The 16,397-nt window shown below is 65.1% G+C and carries 14 protein-coding genes and 1 tRNA gene; 5 read left to right on the top strand and 10 right to left on the bottom strand.

Annotation, left to right across the window (positions count from 1 at the left end):
- The first annotated feature begins 126 nt into the window (after nt 1–126).
- On the top strand, nt 127–1,185 hold the full coding sequence (locus SCD90_RS12050) for a LacI family DNA-binding transcriptional regulator (RefSeq protein ID WP_319844932.1): 1,059 nt from the start codon (nt 127–129) through the stop codon (nt 1,183–1,185).
- A gap of 498 nt (nt 1,186–1,683) precedes the next feature.
- On the opposite strand, the gene SCD90_RS12045 is transcribed toward SCD90_RS12050, so the two are convergent.
- Nucleotides 1,684–1,760: transfer RNA gene (locus SCD90_RS12045), tRNA-Arg, on the bottom strand.
- A 91-nt stretch (nt 1,761–1,851) separates the two neighbouring features.
- On the opposite strand from SCD90_RS12045, the gene SCD90_RS12040 reads away from it, so the two are divergent.
- Together SCD90_RS12040 and SCD90_RS12035 are read left to right on the top strand one after the other, a co-directional pair.
- Nucleotides 1,852–2,634: a thermonuclease family protein gene (locus SCD90_RS12040; RefSeq protein ID WP_319844931.1), complete on the top strand. Its 783-nt coding sequence runs from the start codon at nt 1,852–1,854 to the stop codon at nt 2,632–2,634.
- A gap of 7 nt (nt 2,635–2,641) precedes the next feature.
- Nucleotides 2,642–4,093 carry a M48 family metalloprotease gene (locus tag SCD90_RS12035; RefSeq protein WP_319844930.1) on the top strand — a complete coding sequence of 484 codons (1,452 nt, stop codon included), beginning with the start codon at nt 2,642–2,644 and terminating at the stop codon, nt 4,091–4,093.
- A 15-nt stretch (nt 4,094–4,108) separates the two neighbouring features.
- Here SCD90_RS12035 and SCD90_RS12030 read toward each other — a convergent pair whose 3' ends face one another.
- The 6 genes from SCD90_RS12030 to SCD90_RS12005 form a co-directional block, all read right to left on the bottom strand.
- The gene (locus SCD90_RS12030; protein WP_319844929.1) at nt 4,109–4,966 is read right to left on the bottom strand and encodes an RNA polymerase factor sigma-32; all 858 of its coding nucleotides are present in this window, start codon (nt 4,964–4,966) and stop codon (nt 4,109–4,111) included.
- Between the two features lie 170 nt (nt 4,967–5,136).
- Nucleotides 5,137–5,739 carry a CarD family transcriptional regulator gene (locus tag SCD90_RS12025; protein ID WP_319844928.1) on the bottom strand — a complete coding sequence of 201 codons (603 nt, stop codon included), beginning with the start codon at nt 5,737–5,739 and terminating at the stop codon, nt 5,137–5,139.
- Nucleotides 5,740–6,037: 298 nt separating this feature from the next.
- Nucleotides 6,038–6,373: a ferredoxin FdxA gene (gene fdxA / locus SCD90_RS12020; RefSeq protein ID WP_319844927.1), complete on the bottom strand. Its 336-nt coding sequence runs from the start codon at nt 6,371–6,373 to the stop codon at nt 6,038–6,040.
- Between the two features lie 67 nt (nt 6,374–6,440).
- A complete protein-coding gene (locus tag SCD90_RS12015; protein WP_319844926.1) occupies nt 6,441–6,827 on the bottom strand; it encodes an RNA-binding S4 domain-containing protein in 387 nt (128 codons plus the stop codon).
- Nucleotides 6,827–10,150: a helicase-related protein gene (locus tag SCD90_RS12010; protein ID WP_319844925.1), complete on the bottom strand. Its 3,324-nt coding sequence runs from the start codon at nt 10,148–10,150 to the stop codon at nt 6,827–6,829. The genes SCD90_RS12015 and SCD90_RS12010 overlap by 1 nt, the downstream gene beginning before the upstream one ends.
- 272 nt (nt 10,151–10,422) lie before the next feature.
- Nucleotides 10,423–11,262, bottom strand: a complete 840-nt coding sequence (locus SCD90_RS12005) for a DUF3108 domain-containing protein (protein WP_319844924.1) — start codon at nt 11,260–11,262, stop codon at nt 10,423–10,425.
- Between the two features lie 276 nt (nt 11,263–11,538).
- Here SCD90_RS12005 and rpmB point away from each other — a divergent pair, with 276 nt between their 5' ends.
- Together rpmB and SCD90_RS11995 are read left to right on the top strand one after the other, a co-directional pair.
- On the top strand, nt 11,539–11,847 hold the full coding sequence (gene rpmB / locus SCD90_RS12000; RefSeq protein ID WP_319844923.1) for a 50S ribosomal protein L28: 309 nt from the start codon (nt 11,539–11,541) through the stop codon (nt 11,845–11,847).
- A gap of 14 nt (nt 11,848–11,861) precedes the next feature.
- Nucleotides 11,862–12,473: a queuosine precursor transporter gene (locus tag SCD90_RS11995; RefSeq protein ID WP_319844922.1), complete on the top strand. Its 612-nt coding sequence runs from the start codon at nt 11,862–11,864 to the stop codon at nt 12,471–12,473.
- On the opposite strand, the gene SCD90_RS11990 is transcribed toward SCD90_RS11995, so the two are convergent.
- From SCD90_RS11990 to cobS, 3 genes are read right to left on the bottom strand one after another with little or no spacing between them, the layout of a single operon-like run.
- The gene (locus SCD90_RS11990; RefSeq protein WP_319844921.1) at nt 12,467–13,480 is read right to left on the bottom strand and encodes an esterase-like activity of phytase family protein; all 1,014 of its coding nucleotides are present in this window, start codon (nt 13,478–13,480) and stop codon (nt 12,467–12,469) included. The genes SCD90_RS11995 and SCD90_RS11990 overlap by 7 nt on opposite strands.
- Nucleotides 13,480–15,360, bottom strand: coding sequence for a cobaltochelatase subunit CobT (gene cobT / locus SCD90_RS11985; protein ID WP_319844920.1), 1,881 nt, complete (start codon nt 15,358–15,360; stop codon nt 13,480–13,482). Before cobT ends, SCD90_RS11990 begins: the two co-directional genes overlap by 1 nt.
- Before the next feature lie 18 nt (nt 15,361–15,378).
- Nucleotides 15,379–16,368, bottom strand: a complete 990-nt coding sequence (cobS, locus tag SCD90_RS11980) for a cobaltochelatase subunit CobS (protein ID WP_319844919.1) — start codon at nt 16,366–16,368, stop codon at nt 15,379–15,381.
- Between the last annotated feature and the right edge of the window lie 29 nt (nt 16,369–16,397).

Genomic DNA, 16,397 nt, shown 5'->3' with positions numbered 1-16,397 from the left:
CAACGATCAAGACTATTTTGCATGCGTATGCACTGTGGGGATGACGCATTTGCGGGCATATCTGTCTCTGGCAGCTTGCCCATGTTCGAAGCGGGATAGTATGCAAGAGCAGGAGTTCGGGGCGCGATGAAGGATCAACGCAGACAGAGGTCCAAACGGGCCACCGCCGAAGACGTGGCGCGCCATCTCGGCGTCTCGCAGTCTACGATCTCTCGGGCGTTCACCCCCGCTGCCAGCGTGTCCGACGATATGCGGCGCAAGGTCATCGAGGCCGCAGCGCAGCTGGGCTACCAGCCTAATGTCATTGCGAGAAGTTTGATCACACGGCGTACCAACATGGTGGCCATTGTGATCGGCAACCTTGTCGATCCTTTCTACACCACCCTGCTGGACACGCTGATGCAGCACCTCCGGGCAGCAGGAAAGCAGACCTTGCTGCTGTCCCCCGGACCCGGCGAGCACGTAGACGCCGTGCTACCTGCCCTGCTCCAGTACCAGGTGGACGGCATCATCATCACATCAGCCACTCTGTCGTCCGAAATGGCGCAGATCTGCGCCCAACGCGAGACGCCGGTGGTGCTGTTGAACCGCTATGTTCCCGGCGTCGACATACAGGCTGTATCTTGTGACAATGTTCTTGGCGGGCGGCAGATCGCGGAGCATCTGGTCGCGCTGGGGCACCAGCGCTTCGCATTCGTAGCGGGCCAGCCGGACAGCAGCACAAGTCTGGACCGGCAGCAGGGCTTTGTCTCGACACTCGCACAGCTTGGTTTCCCCTCCTGCGCAATTGAGCAAGGCGGAGAGTACAGCTATGAGGCTGGCCGCACTGCGGCGCAGCGCCTGCTCCAGCGAGAGCCGCCGCACGCGGTGTTCTTTGCCAGCGACATCATGGCATTCGGCGGCATGGACGCTTTTCGCGAGGCTGGCATGGAGGTGCCGGGCGACATCTCCGTTGCGGGCTTCAACGACGTACCCGCCGCGACATGGCCGGCCTATTCCTTGACCACCATCAGACATCCTCTGGAAACGATGGCTCAGGTGGTGCTCCGGCGCCTCGGACTGGTTCCGAAGGAAGAGCCCTCTTGTGTCGGCTCGACCACCCTTATTCGCGGAGAACTGGTGATACGCTCCTCGACCGGTCCACGGCGAACCCCCGATAAGGACTCAGTCCAGCTTGTGGCGTAACCTGAAGCCTAGACAGCCCGCGACGGGGTTGGCCCACTGCGCACCGGGTGACGCTGCCCTCACCAGGTAGTGTTTGATCAACTGCGAGAACGACTGGCTTGGAGCAGGCTCATAGCCCCTGGACCACGCCAGCCTGAAACGGCGTCAAGGTGGTTTGCCTAACGGCATTCCGCGAAGCATCCCAATGCTGGCGCAGCCTTCCATCGGCCACAGCGTGCCTGCTCTTGGCCACCGAAGGATTGCGGGCACGGAGGGAGACCTGGACGATCGCCCGAGCGTGACGGCCGCCACGTCACCATCAATGTCGACGTGAGCCTTCGTACCCTTCAGCTTCCCGACAAGATCAAGCGGAGTCCGCTGCCGCAGATGGTAAATGCCAGATTTTCGATCCCGCCACGGTTGGGCCATTCGCAATGCTATGTGCAAGCGCTCTGTGTGAGAGTGAGCGCTCTAAGCCGTTGATGAACCTTGAGCATTTGCAGCGACAAAGGAAAATCGTGGTGATCCCGGGAGGGCTCGAACCTCCGACCTACGGTTTAGGAAACCGCCGCTCTGTCCAGCTGAGCTACGGGACCAGCCGGTCGTTTAGGTAGCACAACAGATGCTCGTGTGCAGCCGTCATGACAGGTGCTTTGCACAGGCCGGGACGTTAGCATGATCTCCTGAATGAGCCCTCGCTGCACCTCCTTCCTTCTCTGCCTGCTGCCGGCCGCCCCAGGCCTGTTCGGCCAAGCAATGGCGGCGGACTGCCTGCCAGCCGTTCAGGAGGTGGTGCACGGCGACCGCGCCGTTGCGGGCGACCTGTTCGTGGCTCGCGATGGCCGGACGGTCAGGCTTGCCGGTTACATCGGAGGACCGGGGAGCAAGGAACGCCTGCAGCAGCTGGTTGCCGGCCAAAAGCTCGGCCTGCGTCCCTTGTCACGCCCGCTGGACCGCTGGGGCCGCACCACCGCTTATGTCGAGACATCGGGCACGACGCCCGTTCCACTGGCAGAGGTTCTCATCGCGGAGGGCTTGGGCCACGCCGCCGAGACGGGTCGTCCGTCCTGCCTCGACGCGCCACTCGCTGCGGAGGCACGTGCACGCGGCGCCGGTCTCGGGATCTGGAGCGGCTCAGGAACCGGCATCGTCTCGCCTGCGGACCTCGATGCACTTACAGACCAAATGGGACAGCACATCGTTGCCGAAGGGCGGCTCGCGTCCGGGCGTGCGCTTCGCGGTCGCGTTTACCTGAATTTTGCGCGATATTGGCAAAGTGCGCTCAGCGTCGTCTTCTCGGAGGCGGACTGGGCGGCGATGGCTCCGGGCGTTGCACCCGAGAGCCTTGCCGGGCGAAGGGTGCGCGTGAGGGGCTGGCTTGAATGGCGGGGCGGACCATCCATCCAGCCGGACCCATCCGAACCGGTGGAGCCGATCGATGGGCGCCCACTGGCGGCAGTGGAAAGATGAAGCGGCGATGCGGCGTTCCATGGGCGTGAGGTTCCGGATCGGCGGTCTTGTGGCTGCAGCCCTGCTGCTGGCCTCCTGCTCGACGGCGAGGGCGCCCGAGCCGGTGCTGGGCATCGCGCCGAATGCAGCACCGCGGCTTGTCGGCGCCGACACGCCGACACGCCGCGAGCACAACCGCATCCTGAAAGCCTATGGCGGCGCCTACAGCGATCCTGCCCTTGAAAACCTGCTGACCGGGATTGCCGCGAAGGTGAGCCAAGGGTCCGAGCGGCCGGACATCGTCTACCGCATCACCATTCTCAACTCGCCGTCGGTGAACGCCTTCGCGCTCCCGACGGGTGATCTCTACGTCACGCGTGGCCTGCTTGCGCTGGCCTCCGACAGCTCCGAGATCGCTGCCGTCATCGCGCATGAAATGGGGCATGTGACCGCGCGTCACGCGTTCGTCCGCGCGGACCGCGAACGCCAGGCCGTGCTCGTCAGCCGCGTGGCCAATGACGTACTGAACGACCCCGAAGCGGGCGAGAACTCCATGGCCAAGGCGCGCCTGGCGCTTGCCAAATTCTCGCGCGAGCAGGAGCTGGAGGCCGATGCCCTCGGCATCCGCACACTCGCCAAGGCAGGCTACGATCCCTACGGTTCCGTCCGGTTCCTCAGCGCGATGGGGCGGAACGCGAGCCTGAAGGCCGCCTCGCCCGGCGATCAACGGCAGGCGGACGTCACGTCGAGCCACCCCGCGACGCCGGAAAGGATACAGTTGGCGCTCGATGCCGCCCGCGCCACGAAAGCCGAGCGCGCGGTGACGGACCGTGACGCTTTCCTCACCGCCCTGCAGGGTCTCGTCTATGGCGACGACCCCTCGCAAGGTTTCGTGCGCGGCAATCGCTTCATCCATCCCCTGCTCGGCTTCCAGTTCGAGGCGCCTGCCGGCTTCGTGCTGGACAACACCTCGGAGTCGATCGTGGGCATCGGGCCGGATGACACGGCCTTGCGCCTGGACAGCGTCAAGGTGCCGGCGAATGCGCCCATCGGCGATTATCTCGGGCGCGACCTGATGTCGGGGGTGGAGACCGGGCCGGTGGAGAACATCACCATCAACGGCTTTCCTGCCGCAACGACGACCGCGACGGGCCGTGACTGGCAGTTCCGTATGGTCGGCATCCGGTTCGGCTCCGACGTCTATCGCGTCGTCTACGCGGCACGTCGGCTGACGCCGGAACAGGACGCCCTGTTCCGCGGCTCGCTCCTGAGCTTCCGGCGGCTTTCCGGGCAGGAGGCCGTGAATGTCAGGCCCCAGCGCGTCGCAGTCGTGCGCGTCGGAGCCGGGGAGACGGTGGAAAGCCTTGCCGGCCGCATGGCGTTCAGCGACCGGCAGGTGGAGCGGTTCCTGGTTCTCAATGGGCTCAACGCGGGCGAAGCCCTGAAGTCGGGCAGCCGCGTCAAGCTGATCGTCGAATAACGCAGCGGCCGGGTCTTAGACGTAGGCGCTCATGCCTTCGCCGAGCACCCGCCGCAACTTCTGAAGAGCGCGGTTCTCGATCTGGCGCACGCGTTCCTTGGAGATGCCAAGGACCACGCCAAGCGATTCGAGTGTCTCGGACTGCTCCGCCAGCTGGCGGGAGCGCACGATCTTCAACTCGCGTTCGTCCAGCACCTTCAGCGCGTCGCGAAGCCATCCGGTGCGTCGCTCATCGTCTAGGCGACCTTGCACCACTTCATCAGGCAGGGGACCATCGTCCACGAGGAAGTCCATCCGCTCGGCAGCATCGGATTCCGTGTCGCTGAGGGGCGCGTTCAGCGACATGTCCGGGGCGGAAAGCCGCGAATCCATCATCGCGACATCCTTCTCGGAAACCCCGACCGCCTGCGCGATTTCGCGGTAAATCTCGGAACTGCTCAGCCCCTCGGAGTTGCGAGCAAGGCGCCAGCGCAGCCGCCGCAGACTGAAAAACAGCGCTTTCTGGGTGGAACTGGTGCCACCACGCACGATCGACCAGTTGCGAAGCACGTAGTCCTGAATTGCCGCCCGTATCCACCACGTGGCGTAGGTGGAGAACCGCACCTCCCGGCCAGGATCGAAACGTGCCGCTGCTTCAAGCAGCCCGACATGACCCTCTTGGATGAGGTCCGACATGGGCAGGCCGTAATGGCGGAATTTGCCGGCCAGGGAGATCACCAAGCGCATATGGGATGCTGCGAGACGGTGAAGGGCCACTTCGTCGCCGCGCTCCTTCCAGCTCACTGCGAGAAGATGCTCCTCCTCGCGTTGCAGGAAGGGCGCGCTCATCGCAGTACGAACGAAACCCGATCCAATCCCTTCGGCAGATGCCATGTCGCACGTCTCCTCGTGGCCATGCTCCCGGGACACGGGCAACAGGGCCTCTGAGGTAAGAACGCCTTGGGGCTTGAAAGGTTCGACGCACGCCCTAGCAAGCGCCGGAAAAGAAAAGGCCCGGTGAAAACCGGGCCTTTATCAACATCTTGCGCCTTTGACCGGCAGGATCAGGCCGCTTCGGCCTCGTCGCCGGAAGCCTCTGCTTCACCTTCGCCTTCGGCCTCGTCGTCGGCCGCACGTGCGCCGCGCTTCGGACCCTTGGCGAGAGCGGCCTCGATCTTCTTCACCGCCTCCTGGTCCCGAAGGTTCTCCACGGCGGCGAGCTCACGCGCCATGCGATCGAGCGCGGCTTCGTAGAGCTGACGCTCGCTGTAGGACTGCTCGGGCTGCGTGTCCGCGCGATGCAGGTCGCGCACGACCTCGGCGATGGCGATCAGATCACCGGAATTGATCTTGGCTTCGTATTCCTGGGCGCGGCGGCTCCACATCGTGCGCTTCACGCGGGCGCGGCCCGTGAGGGTCGTCAGCGCCTTCTCCATCAGGTCGGTCTCGGCGAGCTTGCGCATGCCGACATTGGTGATCTTCGTCACCGGCACGCGAAGCGTCATCTTGTCCTTGGCGAAGGTGATGACGAACAGCTCTAGCTTGTGGCCGGCGATTTCCTGCTCTTCGATGGAGACGATCTGCCCGACGCCGTGTGCAGGATAAACGATGTGTTCACCGGCTTTGTATCCGTGGCGGTTCGACGTCTTCTTTGCGGCAGTGGTCATCGGCAAGCACTCCATGTCACTAACGGCGGCTGGGCCGCTCGATGCGGCCGGGTCAGGAACCCGGCGCCCGGTTCGGCGGATCCGCCGGGAGCGGACCCTGTGCCCAAGCTCCGAACGGCGTCGGAACGGGGCGAGCTTCGAACCTTGAAGCTGTTCGAAAAAAATGCTCCGCACGTACGGAGCATTACCTCTGGAGAGGCGTTTCGAGCATTTGTGACTCTACCACGAAAATGGCTTTATCGCAAATACACACTTGCAGCGTGGCGAACACGTCACGGTGAGTTTTGGCGGATGGTGATTAATCCCCTTCACCTGGGTTGGGCGAAAGCAGTTCCAGCTTGCCGGGCTTGCCGTCCCATTCCTTGCCGTCTGCTGGCGCGTCCTTCTTCTCGGTGATGTTGGGCCAACTGCGGGAATATTCCGCATTAAGCGACAGCCACGACTCAAGCGACGGCTCGGTGTCCGGCTTGATGGCCTCGGCCGGGCACTCCGGCTCGCACACGCCGCAGTCGATGCACTCGTCCGGATTGATGACGAGCATGTTCTCGCCCTCGTAGAAGCAGTCCACGGGACACACCTCCACACAGTCCATGTACTTGCACTTGATGCAGTTTTCAGTAACCACGTAGGGCATCGGCACCCCTTCTCAGAACTGTTTCAAAGTGTTGCTAGTCGAGCGGCATTGGTGACGCAAGCCACCCTTAGTTCTCGTCCAGCAGGCGGTCCGTCTCTCGGCGCTCGCGCTTGGTCGGACGACCGGCGCCCGCATCCCTTACGCCGCCTGCCTCAATGATCGTCACATCGCTGCGCACAGGCGGCGGCGGGCTGAGGTCTTCATACAACGCCTGAGCCAGGGGTGCGGCACCGCGCCGTTCGGCGAAGCCCCGCACCTTCAGAATACGCACGCGGCTTTCGAGGCCGATCGTCAGCACGTCACCTTCGCGTACGATATGGCTCGATGCCTTCACCCGTTCGCCGTTGAGCCGGACGTGCCCGGATTGCGCGAGATCCTGGGCCAGGCTGCGCGTCTTCACCACGCGGGCGAACCACAGCCATTTGTCGATCCGCTGGCGCCCGGCTGCCTCCATCAGCGCTTCTTGCCACCGTCGAACTGGGCCTTCAGCGCCGCCAGCTTGGCGAACGGCGAATCGGGATCAGCCGGACGTTCGCGACGTTCAGGACGCGGCGGCTGCGCATTCTGCGGAGGACGTGGTCCGCGCTCCTCCCCATCACGGCCGGGCTTGCCCCTGCCCTTCCAGTTCTCGTTGCGCTGCGGACGTCCGCCTCTGGCGGGGCCTGCCCCCTCCGGTCGGCCTTCGCCCTGCTGTGGTCGCTCGGCGCCCGTTCGCTCACGCTGAGGCCGCTGACCCTGAGGCCGTTCACCTTGAGGACGTTCACCTTGCGGTGCTCCTCCAGGCGGGCCACGGCGTTCGCCACGGCCTTCACGGCGTCCCTGCTCGCGGCGCGGATCGGGGCGGCGGTGCTCGGAGCGCCCCGGCCGCCAGATCTCGATCATGGCCGGTTCGCCGTCCGCAGTAGCGATAGGATCGGCGGGCTCGACGGTCTCGGGAGACGCCGCAGCCGCAGCAAGCAGCCGCCCGGCGTCATTGTCCTCGGCCAGCGGATCGGCTTCCGTACCGGCGCCTGCGCTTTCAGGAATACCAGCAAGGGCATCGCTTGCGTTCGTGGGCTCTTCTTCGTCCGAACCCGTGCCGACAGCCTCTGCAAGGATCTCGCTCGATGCGTCGAGTTGCGGATCGACATCCGCGTCGGGCGTCGAAGCCTCGTCAGCAGCCGGAAGCGCTTCCTCCGCCGGAGACTGCTCCGCCGCAGAAGCCCCATCGGCAAGGATCTCGCTGCTGCCATCCAGCATCGGGTCGATGTCAGCGGACGCTTCCGTTGAAGCCGGAGCCGCTTCTTCAACCGGGGTGGCCAGAACAGGATCGCTGACCACCGGCGCAGCCTTGCGCTCCATCCGGTAACCCAGCGAGCGCAAGATCGCCGCGAAGTCCTCGCCGGAGCAGCCGGTCAGGGACGTCATCGCCACCGTCACCGTGAAACCGTTGCCTTCGGCAGCACCGGCAGGCGCGTCGCCGGACGTGACACCCGGCCGGTATGCGATGGCAGGCCGGATCAGATCGGCGAGACGTTCCAGGATGTCCACGCGGACCGCCCGGTCATGGCAGACGCGGTAGCCCACCACGCGATAGAGATCCTTGGGCACCCGCGCATCGGCCTTGAAGCTCGTGCGGCCGCTGGCAGCCAGCGCCGGCACCTCGTCCAGTCCCTCGGGCGGGGTTTGCTGGCGCAAGGCCCAAAGCTGCGCTGCAAGCGCGCGCGGCGCCGGCTTCAGCAGTGCCGGCAAGTAAAGGTGATACGCGCCGAAGCGCACGCCGAGCGTCCTGAGTGTGGCCCGCCCGTCCTGCTCAAGCGTCTTGACGTCGTCGGACACGCGCGCGCGGTCCAGCACGCCAAGCGCCTCGACGATCTGGAAGGCCAAGCCGCGCGCGAGGCCGGTCAGGCTCTCCGAGGCCTCCATCTGCAGAAGCGGACCAAGCAACCGGTGGATATAGGCGTTCACCCACATCTGCAGCCGGTTTTCTGCGCGCTCCTTGTCTGGAGCCGCGAGCGTGTCATCCGCCAGCAGCCGTGCGCGCGGATGCAGCACCCTGTCGCTGGCCGCCAGCCTGCCGACCGGCTCTCCAAGCCAGCGCAGCGTGCCGTCGGAGGACAGCACGATGTCCTGGTCCGGCGCGACGGACAATTTCTCCGCACGCCGCTCGTATTCGGGAGCGAGCGCCTTCTGGGCGGCGGCGCGAACCGCCTTGCCCTCCGCGCCCTCCGCCGTGGAATCCACAGTGAACCGGAACGCCGACAGGCGACCGACATGCTGCCCTTCGACGAGTACGTCGCCGTTCGCGTCTACTTCTGCCTCGATCATGCCCTTGTCCCTGAGGCGCCGCATCAGCACGCTGGAGCGGCGGTCGACAAAGCGTTGCGTCAATCTCTCGTGCAACGCGTCTGAAAGCTTGTCCTCTACAGCGCGCGTGAGCGCCTGCCAATGCGCGGGATCGCCAAGCCAGTCCGGACGATTGGCCACGAAGGTCCAGGTCCGGATGTGGGCGATGCGTGCCGAGAGGGTATCGATGTCCCCGTCCGTGCGGTCGCTTTGCGCCACCTGACGGGCAAACCAGTCCTGCGGAATGCGCCCGCCACGCATGAGGAAGCTGTAGATCGTGATCGCCATGTCGGCATGCGCGGCCGGCGACACCTTGCGGTAATCCGGCACCTGGCAGACTTCCCACAGGCGTTCCACGGCATCGCGACTGACCGCCATGTCTCGCACATCGGAATCGATCATCGCTCGCTCCAGCACGACGACGTCTTCCCCGGTTGGCGCCTTGGTAAGCCCCGCTTCCCTGGGAAGCAGGGCCAGGCTGGCCTGCAAGCGCGCGACCGAGCTGAAATCGAGCCGGGAGTTGCGCCATTGCAGCACCCGCACCGGCTCGAAGCTGTGGCTTTCGATGCGCTCCACCAGTTCGGCCTCGAAGCCGTCGCATCGCCCCGTCGTCCCGAAAGTGCCGTTGGTCAGGTGGCGGCCCGCACGTCCCGCGATCTGCGCGAACTCCGGGGGATTGAGGCGCCGGAACTGGAAGCCGTCGAACTTGCGGTCCCCGGCGAAGGCGATGTGGTCGACATCGAGATTCAGCCCCATGCCGATGGCGTCGGTGGCGATGAGATATTCGACGTCGCCGGATTGGTAGAGCTCCACCTGCGCGTTGCGGGTGCGAGGCGACAGGGCTCCCAGAACGACGGCTGCACCGCCACGTTGGCGCCGGATCAGTTCCGCGATGGCGTAAACCTCGGACGCGGAGAACGCGACGATGGCGGTGCGCCGTGGCAGGCGCGTGATCTTCTTCTCGCCGGCAAATGTCAGCGTCGACAGGCGCGGACGGCTCGTGATCGTGGCGCCCGGCAGCAATTGCTCGATCAGGGGTCGCATGGTTGCGGCACCCAGCAGCAGCGTCTCCGCGCGTCCGCGCATGTTGAGCAGGCGGTCCGTGAAGACGTGGCCGCGGTCGAGATCGGCCGCCAGTTGGACCTCGTCGATCGCCACGAAGTCGACCGTCAGGTCCTGCGGCATCGCTTCGATGGTGGACACCCAGAAATGGGTGTTCTTCGGCTTGATCTTCTCCTCGCCGGTGATCAACGCGACCTTGTCGACGCCAACCTTCTCGACGACGCGCTGGTAGACCTCGCGGGCGAGCAAGCGCAGCGGCAGCCCTATGATGCCGCTCGAATGCGCAACCATCCGCTCGATCGCCAGATGCGTCTTGCCCGTATTCGTCGGGCCAAGCACGGCTGTGACGCCCCGTCCCCGGACGGCGGGTTGATTGGCGGTGTTGGGCATGGGGCTGGCTGGTCGTTCTGTGGGAGAAGAGCGCTGGCAGTTCTTGCCCGGCGGGTCAATCCGGCACCCACCATTTGGGAACGTTGGCTGAACAAATCCAGCCCGAATCGCGCGCCGTTAACGATCGCCCGTTTCGCGAACAGAAGAGGTCCGAATCGGGAGAACGATCATGTTCCCGATTTCGCCACCACCTATGTAGAAGATCCAGACTTCACACACACCACATATAGGCGGGTACAGGCGGCGCTTTGTGGACAGATCGGAGCGTTTGGTTAACGCGACTTCCGCAGCTCGAAGCCATCGACAACGTTCGCCTGCGCCGTGCCGACGGTGCGGGCCGTGAACTCGGATGCCTCGATGACCATGGTCCCGATCTTGGTGCCCATCGAAATCTTCCACGGCACGAGCATGCCCGAGCCCTCCACGGGCACAAGCCACGCCTCCATGGTCTGGTTGGCTTCCATGTCCCGCACGCCCTGCACGGCCCGGTGGCCGGCCACGGCCCGGTAGCTTGCGCGGCACACAATGGCCTGCCCTTCGTAGCCGACGGGCGTCTTCACCCTCTCCGTGCGGAGATAGGACAGCTGAATGTTGAAGCGCTCGGTGCCCTCGAAGATCCGCAGCGTGCGCCTGCAATTGCCGGCATCGAGAGGCGCTCCCTTCACGGACACCGGCATGACCAGTGCGCTGATCGGGTCAGTGACGTTGACGCGGTGCTCGTCCGTGATCGGCACGCGGTCGCGGCGATACGGCACCGGGGGTGTCACCACGTCGCGCCGCACGCGGCCGCGCGACAGGGCAAGGCGGATCGATCGCTTCTCGGAGCTGTCCAGCGTGTCTATGGCGGAGCTGACGGGCGAGAGGCCATCGGGCACGACGGTGCCGACCGCCTTGCCGCTCATGGCGAAACCGATCCCCTGCGCCCCGAAGTCCAGCGAGTAGCGTCCGCTCTCGGGCAGGGTCGCCGTCAGCTTTCCGGTGGCGAAATTGATAGGCAGATAGGACAGGCGGGCATTGTACTTCGCCGTGAGGGTGGTCTCGAGGGCATGAGCCGGCTGCCATGCGCACGCAAAGGCGAGCGCCAGCGCGCCGGCACGGGGCAGTCGGAACATCGGTATCATCTGTGTCATCGTGTCAGCCGTCAGCGGCCACCTGCTGACCGGACAATGCGGCAGCACGGCTGCTTCGTACAGGGCCGCGCACGTGTTTCAGAACCCGGCGTTGCGCCGCGGACTCACAACGGCTCGATATCCTTGACCTGCCGGGCGTGCTGCGCCTATACACCCCCACCTTCGAGCGCCCCGGCTCTCGGGACGAGTCCTCTTTTATCCATGAGGACCCTGCCCTGCCGCGCTCGGTCCGATATCTCTTTGTGATGGAGCACTGCGATGACGCGGCGCTGCGAACTGACTGGTAAATCCGTGCTGGTGGGCAACCTCGTCAGCCATTCCAACCGCAAGACCAAGCGGCGCTTCCTGCCGAACCTCGTTCAGGTCACCCTGATGTCCGAGGCTCTCGGCCAGTCGGTGCGCCTGCGGGTCACGACCCACGCTCTGCGCTCGGTCGAGCATCGTGGCGGCCTTGATGCCTTCCTTCTGAAGTCCTCCGATCTGGAGCTTTCGCAGAAGGCCCGCGAGATCAAGAAGAAGATCCGCAAGTCCGGCGAAGCGCCTGCCGAGGAAGCTGCAGCCGCCTGAGGCTGCATTCTTCGATGGATCGTCGCATTTCGCAGGCGCTGATCGTTCCCGTCCTGGCAATGGCCAGCGTGGTGGTGCTGTCCAACTTTGCGGTTCAGCACCCGATCAACGCCTTCGGCTTGCGCGACTACCTGACCTGGGGCGCGCTGACCTACCCGCTCGCGTTTCTGGTCAATGACCTGACGAACCGGCGTTTTGGCCCGGCGCTGACGCGCCGCGTCATCTATGTGGGCTTTGCCCTGGCCGTGGTGCTGTCGTTCTGGTTGGCAACGCCGCGCATCGCGCTTGCATCCGGCACCGCGTTCCTCGTCGGGCAATTGCTCGACATCTTCGTCTTCAACCGGCTTCGCCGGCAGGATTGGTGGCACGCGCCACTGGCGGGCAGCTTGCTCGGATCGGCAATTGATACGGCCATCTTCTTCTCGGTGGCCTTTGCGGGCGATGCCGATATGTCCGCTCCCGTCACCTACGCCCATCTCGGCGCCGAAGTCATCGCCCCGCTCTGGGTCGGCCTTGCCGTGTTCGACTTCGTGGTGAAGGTCTCGATGGCACTGCTGATGCTGGTGCCCTACGGAGCGCTGATGAGCCGCATCCGTCCGATGGAAACGGCCCACGCCACTCACTGAGCGGCGCCTGCCTCTCCCGTACTATCTTCCAGTCCGAACTGCAGCAGTACGGTGCGCTGAAACAGGCTCATATTGTCGTCGGACAAGAGCGTCAGGACCGTCGTGCCATCGGCCGCGCGGTGAGCGGATACCGCTTCCATATTGTCGATCTCTTCCGACCGGGACGCTTCCATCAAAAGGGAGCCGTCCAGAACGGCACCGCCGACGATGTCCGCGCGCGCAATCCGGCGCAGCCTTGTGTGGAGCGACAAGGGTGGGCGGAACCGCCGCTCCAGGATCACGAGATCGCCTCCCGGGATGAACGTCGCGTCGGTAACGGCGTAACCGTCCCTTGCGCGCACCTCCAAGCGAATGGCCGGCTCAAGGCCGTCAGTATCCACCAGCCAAGCGGCGTGGTTGTCGGTTGCGAATGCCTCCTCGGAAATCACGAGAAGCTGGCCCTCGTTCGGTCCACCCGGCGGGAGCAACGCAATCGATTCCAACGCTGCATTGTTCGGCAGCCCGGAGACCTCCTTTGGCATCGGAATCATCACGCCGCGCGCGCCTGCAACGCCATCGGCAAGGTCGAACCGGAGCAGGTTGTCGGAGCGTTCGGTGACGATCCAGGCGGTGCTGCCGCTGATTTCCAGCCCTTCGGTATCATCGTCCAGGGTGCCGTCGAGAGCCGCGCCTGTGCGCCCGAGCACAGGGCTGATGTCCGCGCTCTCGATTCCGGTGACGCGATACCCCTCGTAGACGAGGCGTCCGGTCAGCCAGTGCGCCCTGTCGGACACCGCGTGGAAGCCGAAGCCGTCGGCATCCATCCGCAGGCCGGAATAGCCGCCGAAGCCGCTCGCCGTGGAGCTGAGAACAAGCCCACCCCTGAAGCGGAGTGAGCCAAAAACCTTTTGCTCGGGCGCCACGCGCGAGAAGGAGGTGATCGGCACAGCCTTGAGGCCGGTGGGCTCCGCTGTTGCGGCGGAGGTAAGGAGAGCGAAGGAGAGGCCGGCGAGACGAGCCAGGCGCATCAGCGCCTGGCGCGGCGCGTCCGAGACGCCATTCCCTCGTCGAACAAGGCCGCCAAGTTCTCGGTCATGGCGCCGCCCAGCTCCTCGGCGTCCACGATGGTCACGGCGCGGCGGTAATAGCGGGTCACGTCGTGCCCGATCCCGATGGCGATCAGTTCGACCGGAGACCGGGTCTCGATCTCCTCGATCACGCCACGCAGATGCTTTTCGAGATAGGAGCCCTGATTCACCGACAGGGTGGAATCATCCACCGGCGCGCCGTCCGAGATCATCATGAGGATCTTGCGCTGCTCCGGCCGGCCGAGCAGCCGGTTGTGGGCCCATTGCAGCGCCTCGCCGTCGATGTTCTCCTTCAGCAGCCCTTCTCGCATCATTAGGCCGAGATTGCGGCGGGCGCGACGCCACGGTGCGTCCGCCGATTTGTAGATGATGTGGCGCAGATCGTTGAGGCGGCCGGGATTGACCGGCTTTCCGGCCTGAAGCCACGCCTCCCGCGACTGACCGCCCTTCCAGGCGCGCGTGGTGAAGCCGAGGATCTCGACCTTGACCCCGCAACGCTCCAGCGTCCTGGCCAGAATGTCGGCGCAGGTGGCCGCAACCGTGATGGGGCGTCCTCGCATGGAGCCCGAATTGTCGAGCAGCAGCGTCACCACGGTATCGCGGAAGTCGGTGTCGCGCTCGCGCATGAACGACAGGGGCTGCATGGGATCCGTCACCACACGCGAAAGCCGCGCGGGGTCCAGCACACCTTCCTCAATGTCGAACTCCCAGGCGCGATTCTGCTGCGCAAGGAGACGGCGCTGAAGCCTGTTGGCAAGGCGTCCGACAACGCCCTGCAGGCTGGTAAGCTGCTTGTCCAGATAACCGCGCAAGCGGGCCAGCTCTTCCGCGTCGCAGAGATCCTCTGCCTTCAGCGTCTCGTCATGCGCCGTCGTGAAGGCGCGATATTGCAGGACATTCTCGCCCTCGCTGTTCGAGAGCGCACGGCGCGGCGGCTCGGAGCTGTCGCTGCCCTCGTCCTCGTCGGCTTCGTCCGAGAGATCGGAAGACGGCGCGTCCGCCTGCTCCATCTCGCCGAAATCGGGCTCGTCGTCGGACTGGTCCGCTTCGGCGGTCTGCTCGCCTTCGGAGCTTTGCTCGCCCCGGTCGCCGCCTTCATCCTGACCTGGCTGATTGTCGCTGTCGGGATCCCCCTCCGGCTCCTCGAACTGGTCGAGATCGCCGGCAAGATCGTCGCCCATCTCAAGCGCCGAGAGGAGATCGCGCATGCTGCGCGCGAAAGCGTTCTGATCGTTCAGGACATCGGGCAGGCCGCCGAGGTTCTCGCCAGCTCGCTCCTCCACCCAGCCCCGCCACAACTCCACGATGTGACGCGCGGATTGCGGCGGCTCCATGCCGGTCAGCTGCTGGCGCACCATCAGGGCCAGCGCATCTTCCAGCGGCGCGTCTTCGCGGGTCTTGAACTCCTGATAGGCGACACGGCTGTAGCGCTCGTCGAGCATGGCCGTCAGGTTTTCCGCCACGCCGGCCATGCGGCAGGCACCAACCGATTCGCAGCGCGCCTGCTCCACGGCGTCGAAAACCGCGCGCGCCTCGCTGCCCTTGGGCACAAGACGGTTGTGGATTTTCGGATCATGGCAGGCCAGCCGCAGCGCCATGGCGTCGGCCTGACCGCGCATGACACCGGCGTCCTCGCGCGTCAGCCGGCGCGGAGGCTCGCTGAGGCGCACGGTCTTGCCCGAGATCGTGGGACGATCCTGGGAGAACGACACCTCGAGATCCGGCGCGCCCGCGATCGCCCGCAGCGTTGCCGCGACAGAGCGCTTCAGGGGCTCGACGGGAGCTTCCCGAGCCGGCTTTGACACCTTGTTCGACGCCATACGCTGCGTTTCTGCCGGTTAGCTGAGGGCGACGTTGAGGGCGGACTCGGCCAGTTCCTTGCCGAAGCAGCGCTGGTAGAGCTCGGCCACCAGGGGGCGCTCCAACTCGTCGCACTTGTTCAGGAACGTCATCCGGAACGCAAAGCCGACATCGCCGAAGATTTCGGTGTTCTCCGACCAGGTGATGACCGTACGCGGGCTCATGACCGTGGACAGGTCGCCCTGTATGAACGCGTTTCGCGTCAGGTCGGCAAGGCGGACCATGCGCGACACCGTTTCGCGGCCCTGCTGCGAGTCGCGATAATGCGGCGACTTCGCCAGCACGATGTCGACTTCCTTGTCATGCGGCAGGTAGTTCAGGGTCGTCACGATGGACCAGCGGTCCATCTGGCCCTGATTGATCTGCTGCGTGCCGTGATAGAGGCCGGAGGTGTCGCCGAGGCCCACTGTGTTCGCGGTCGCGAACAGGCGGAAGGCGGGGTGGGGACGGATCACGCGGCGCTGGTCGAGAAGCGTCAGCCGGCCGGAAACTTCCAGCACGCGCTGGATCACGAACATCACGTCGGCACGGCCGGCGTCATATTCGTCGAAGATCAGTGCCACGTTGTTCTGCAGCGCCCAGGGCAGCATGCCATCCTTGAACTCGGTGACCTGCGCGCCGTCCCGCATCACGATGGCGTCCTTGCCGACGAGGTCGATGCGCGAGACATGGCTGTCGAGGTTGATGCGCACGCAGGGCCAGTTCAGGCGCGCGGCCACCTGCTCGATATGCGTGGACTTGCCCGTGCCGTGATAGCCGGTGACCATCACACGACGGTTCTTGGCGAAACCTGCCAGGATGGCGAGCGTCGTCGTGCGGTCGAACAGGTAGTCCGAATCAAGATCGGGAACATGGTCGTCGCGCTGCGAGAAGGCCGGCACCACGAGATCGCTGTCGATCCCGAAGACGTCCCGTGCCGAAACCATGATGTCGGGAACGCCAGCGCCCGCCTCGTTTGCAATCGTCATTCATCCTCCTCGGCCGCGAGCACCCTTTG

It is taken from the genome of Terrihabitans rhizophilus (genome assembly GCF_033898525.1).
Lineage (GTDB): Bacteria > Pseudomonadota > Alphaproteobacteria > Rhizobiales > Methylopilaceae > Flaviflagellibacter > Flaviflagellibacter rhizophilus.
Note: the sequence above shows the minus strand (reverse complement) of the source record. Positions and strands in the feature narration are given on the sequence as shown.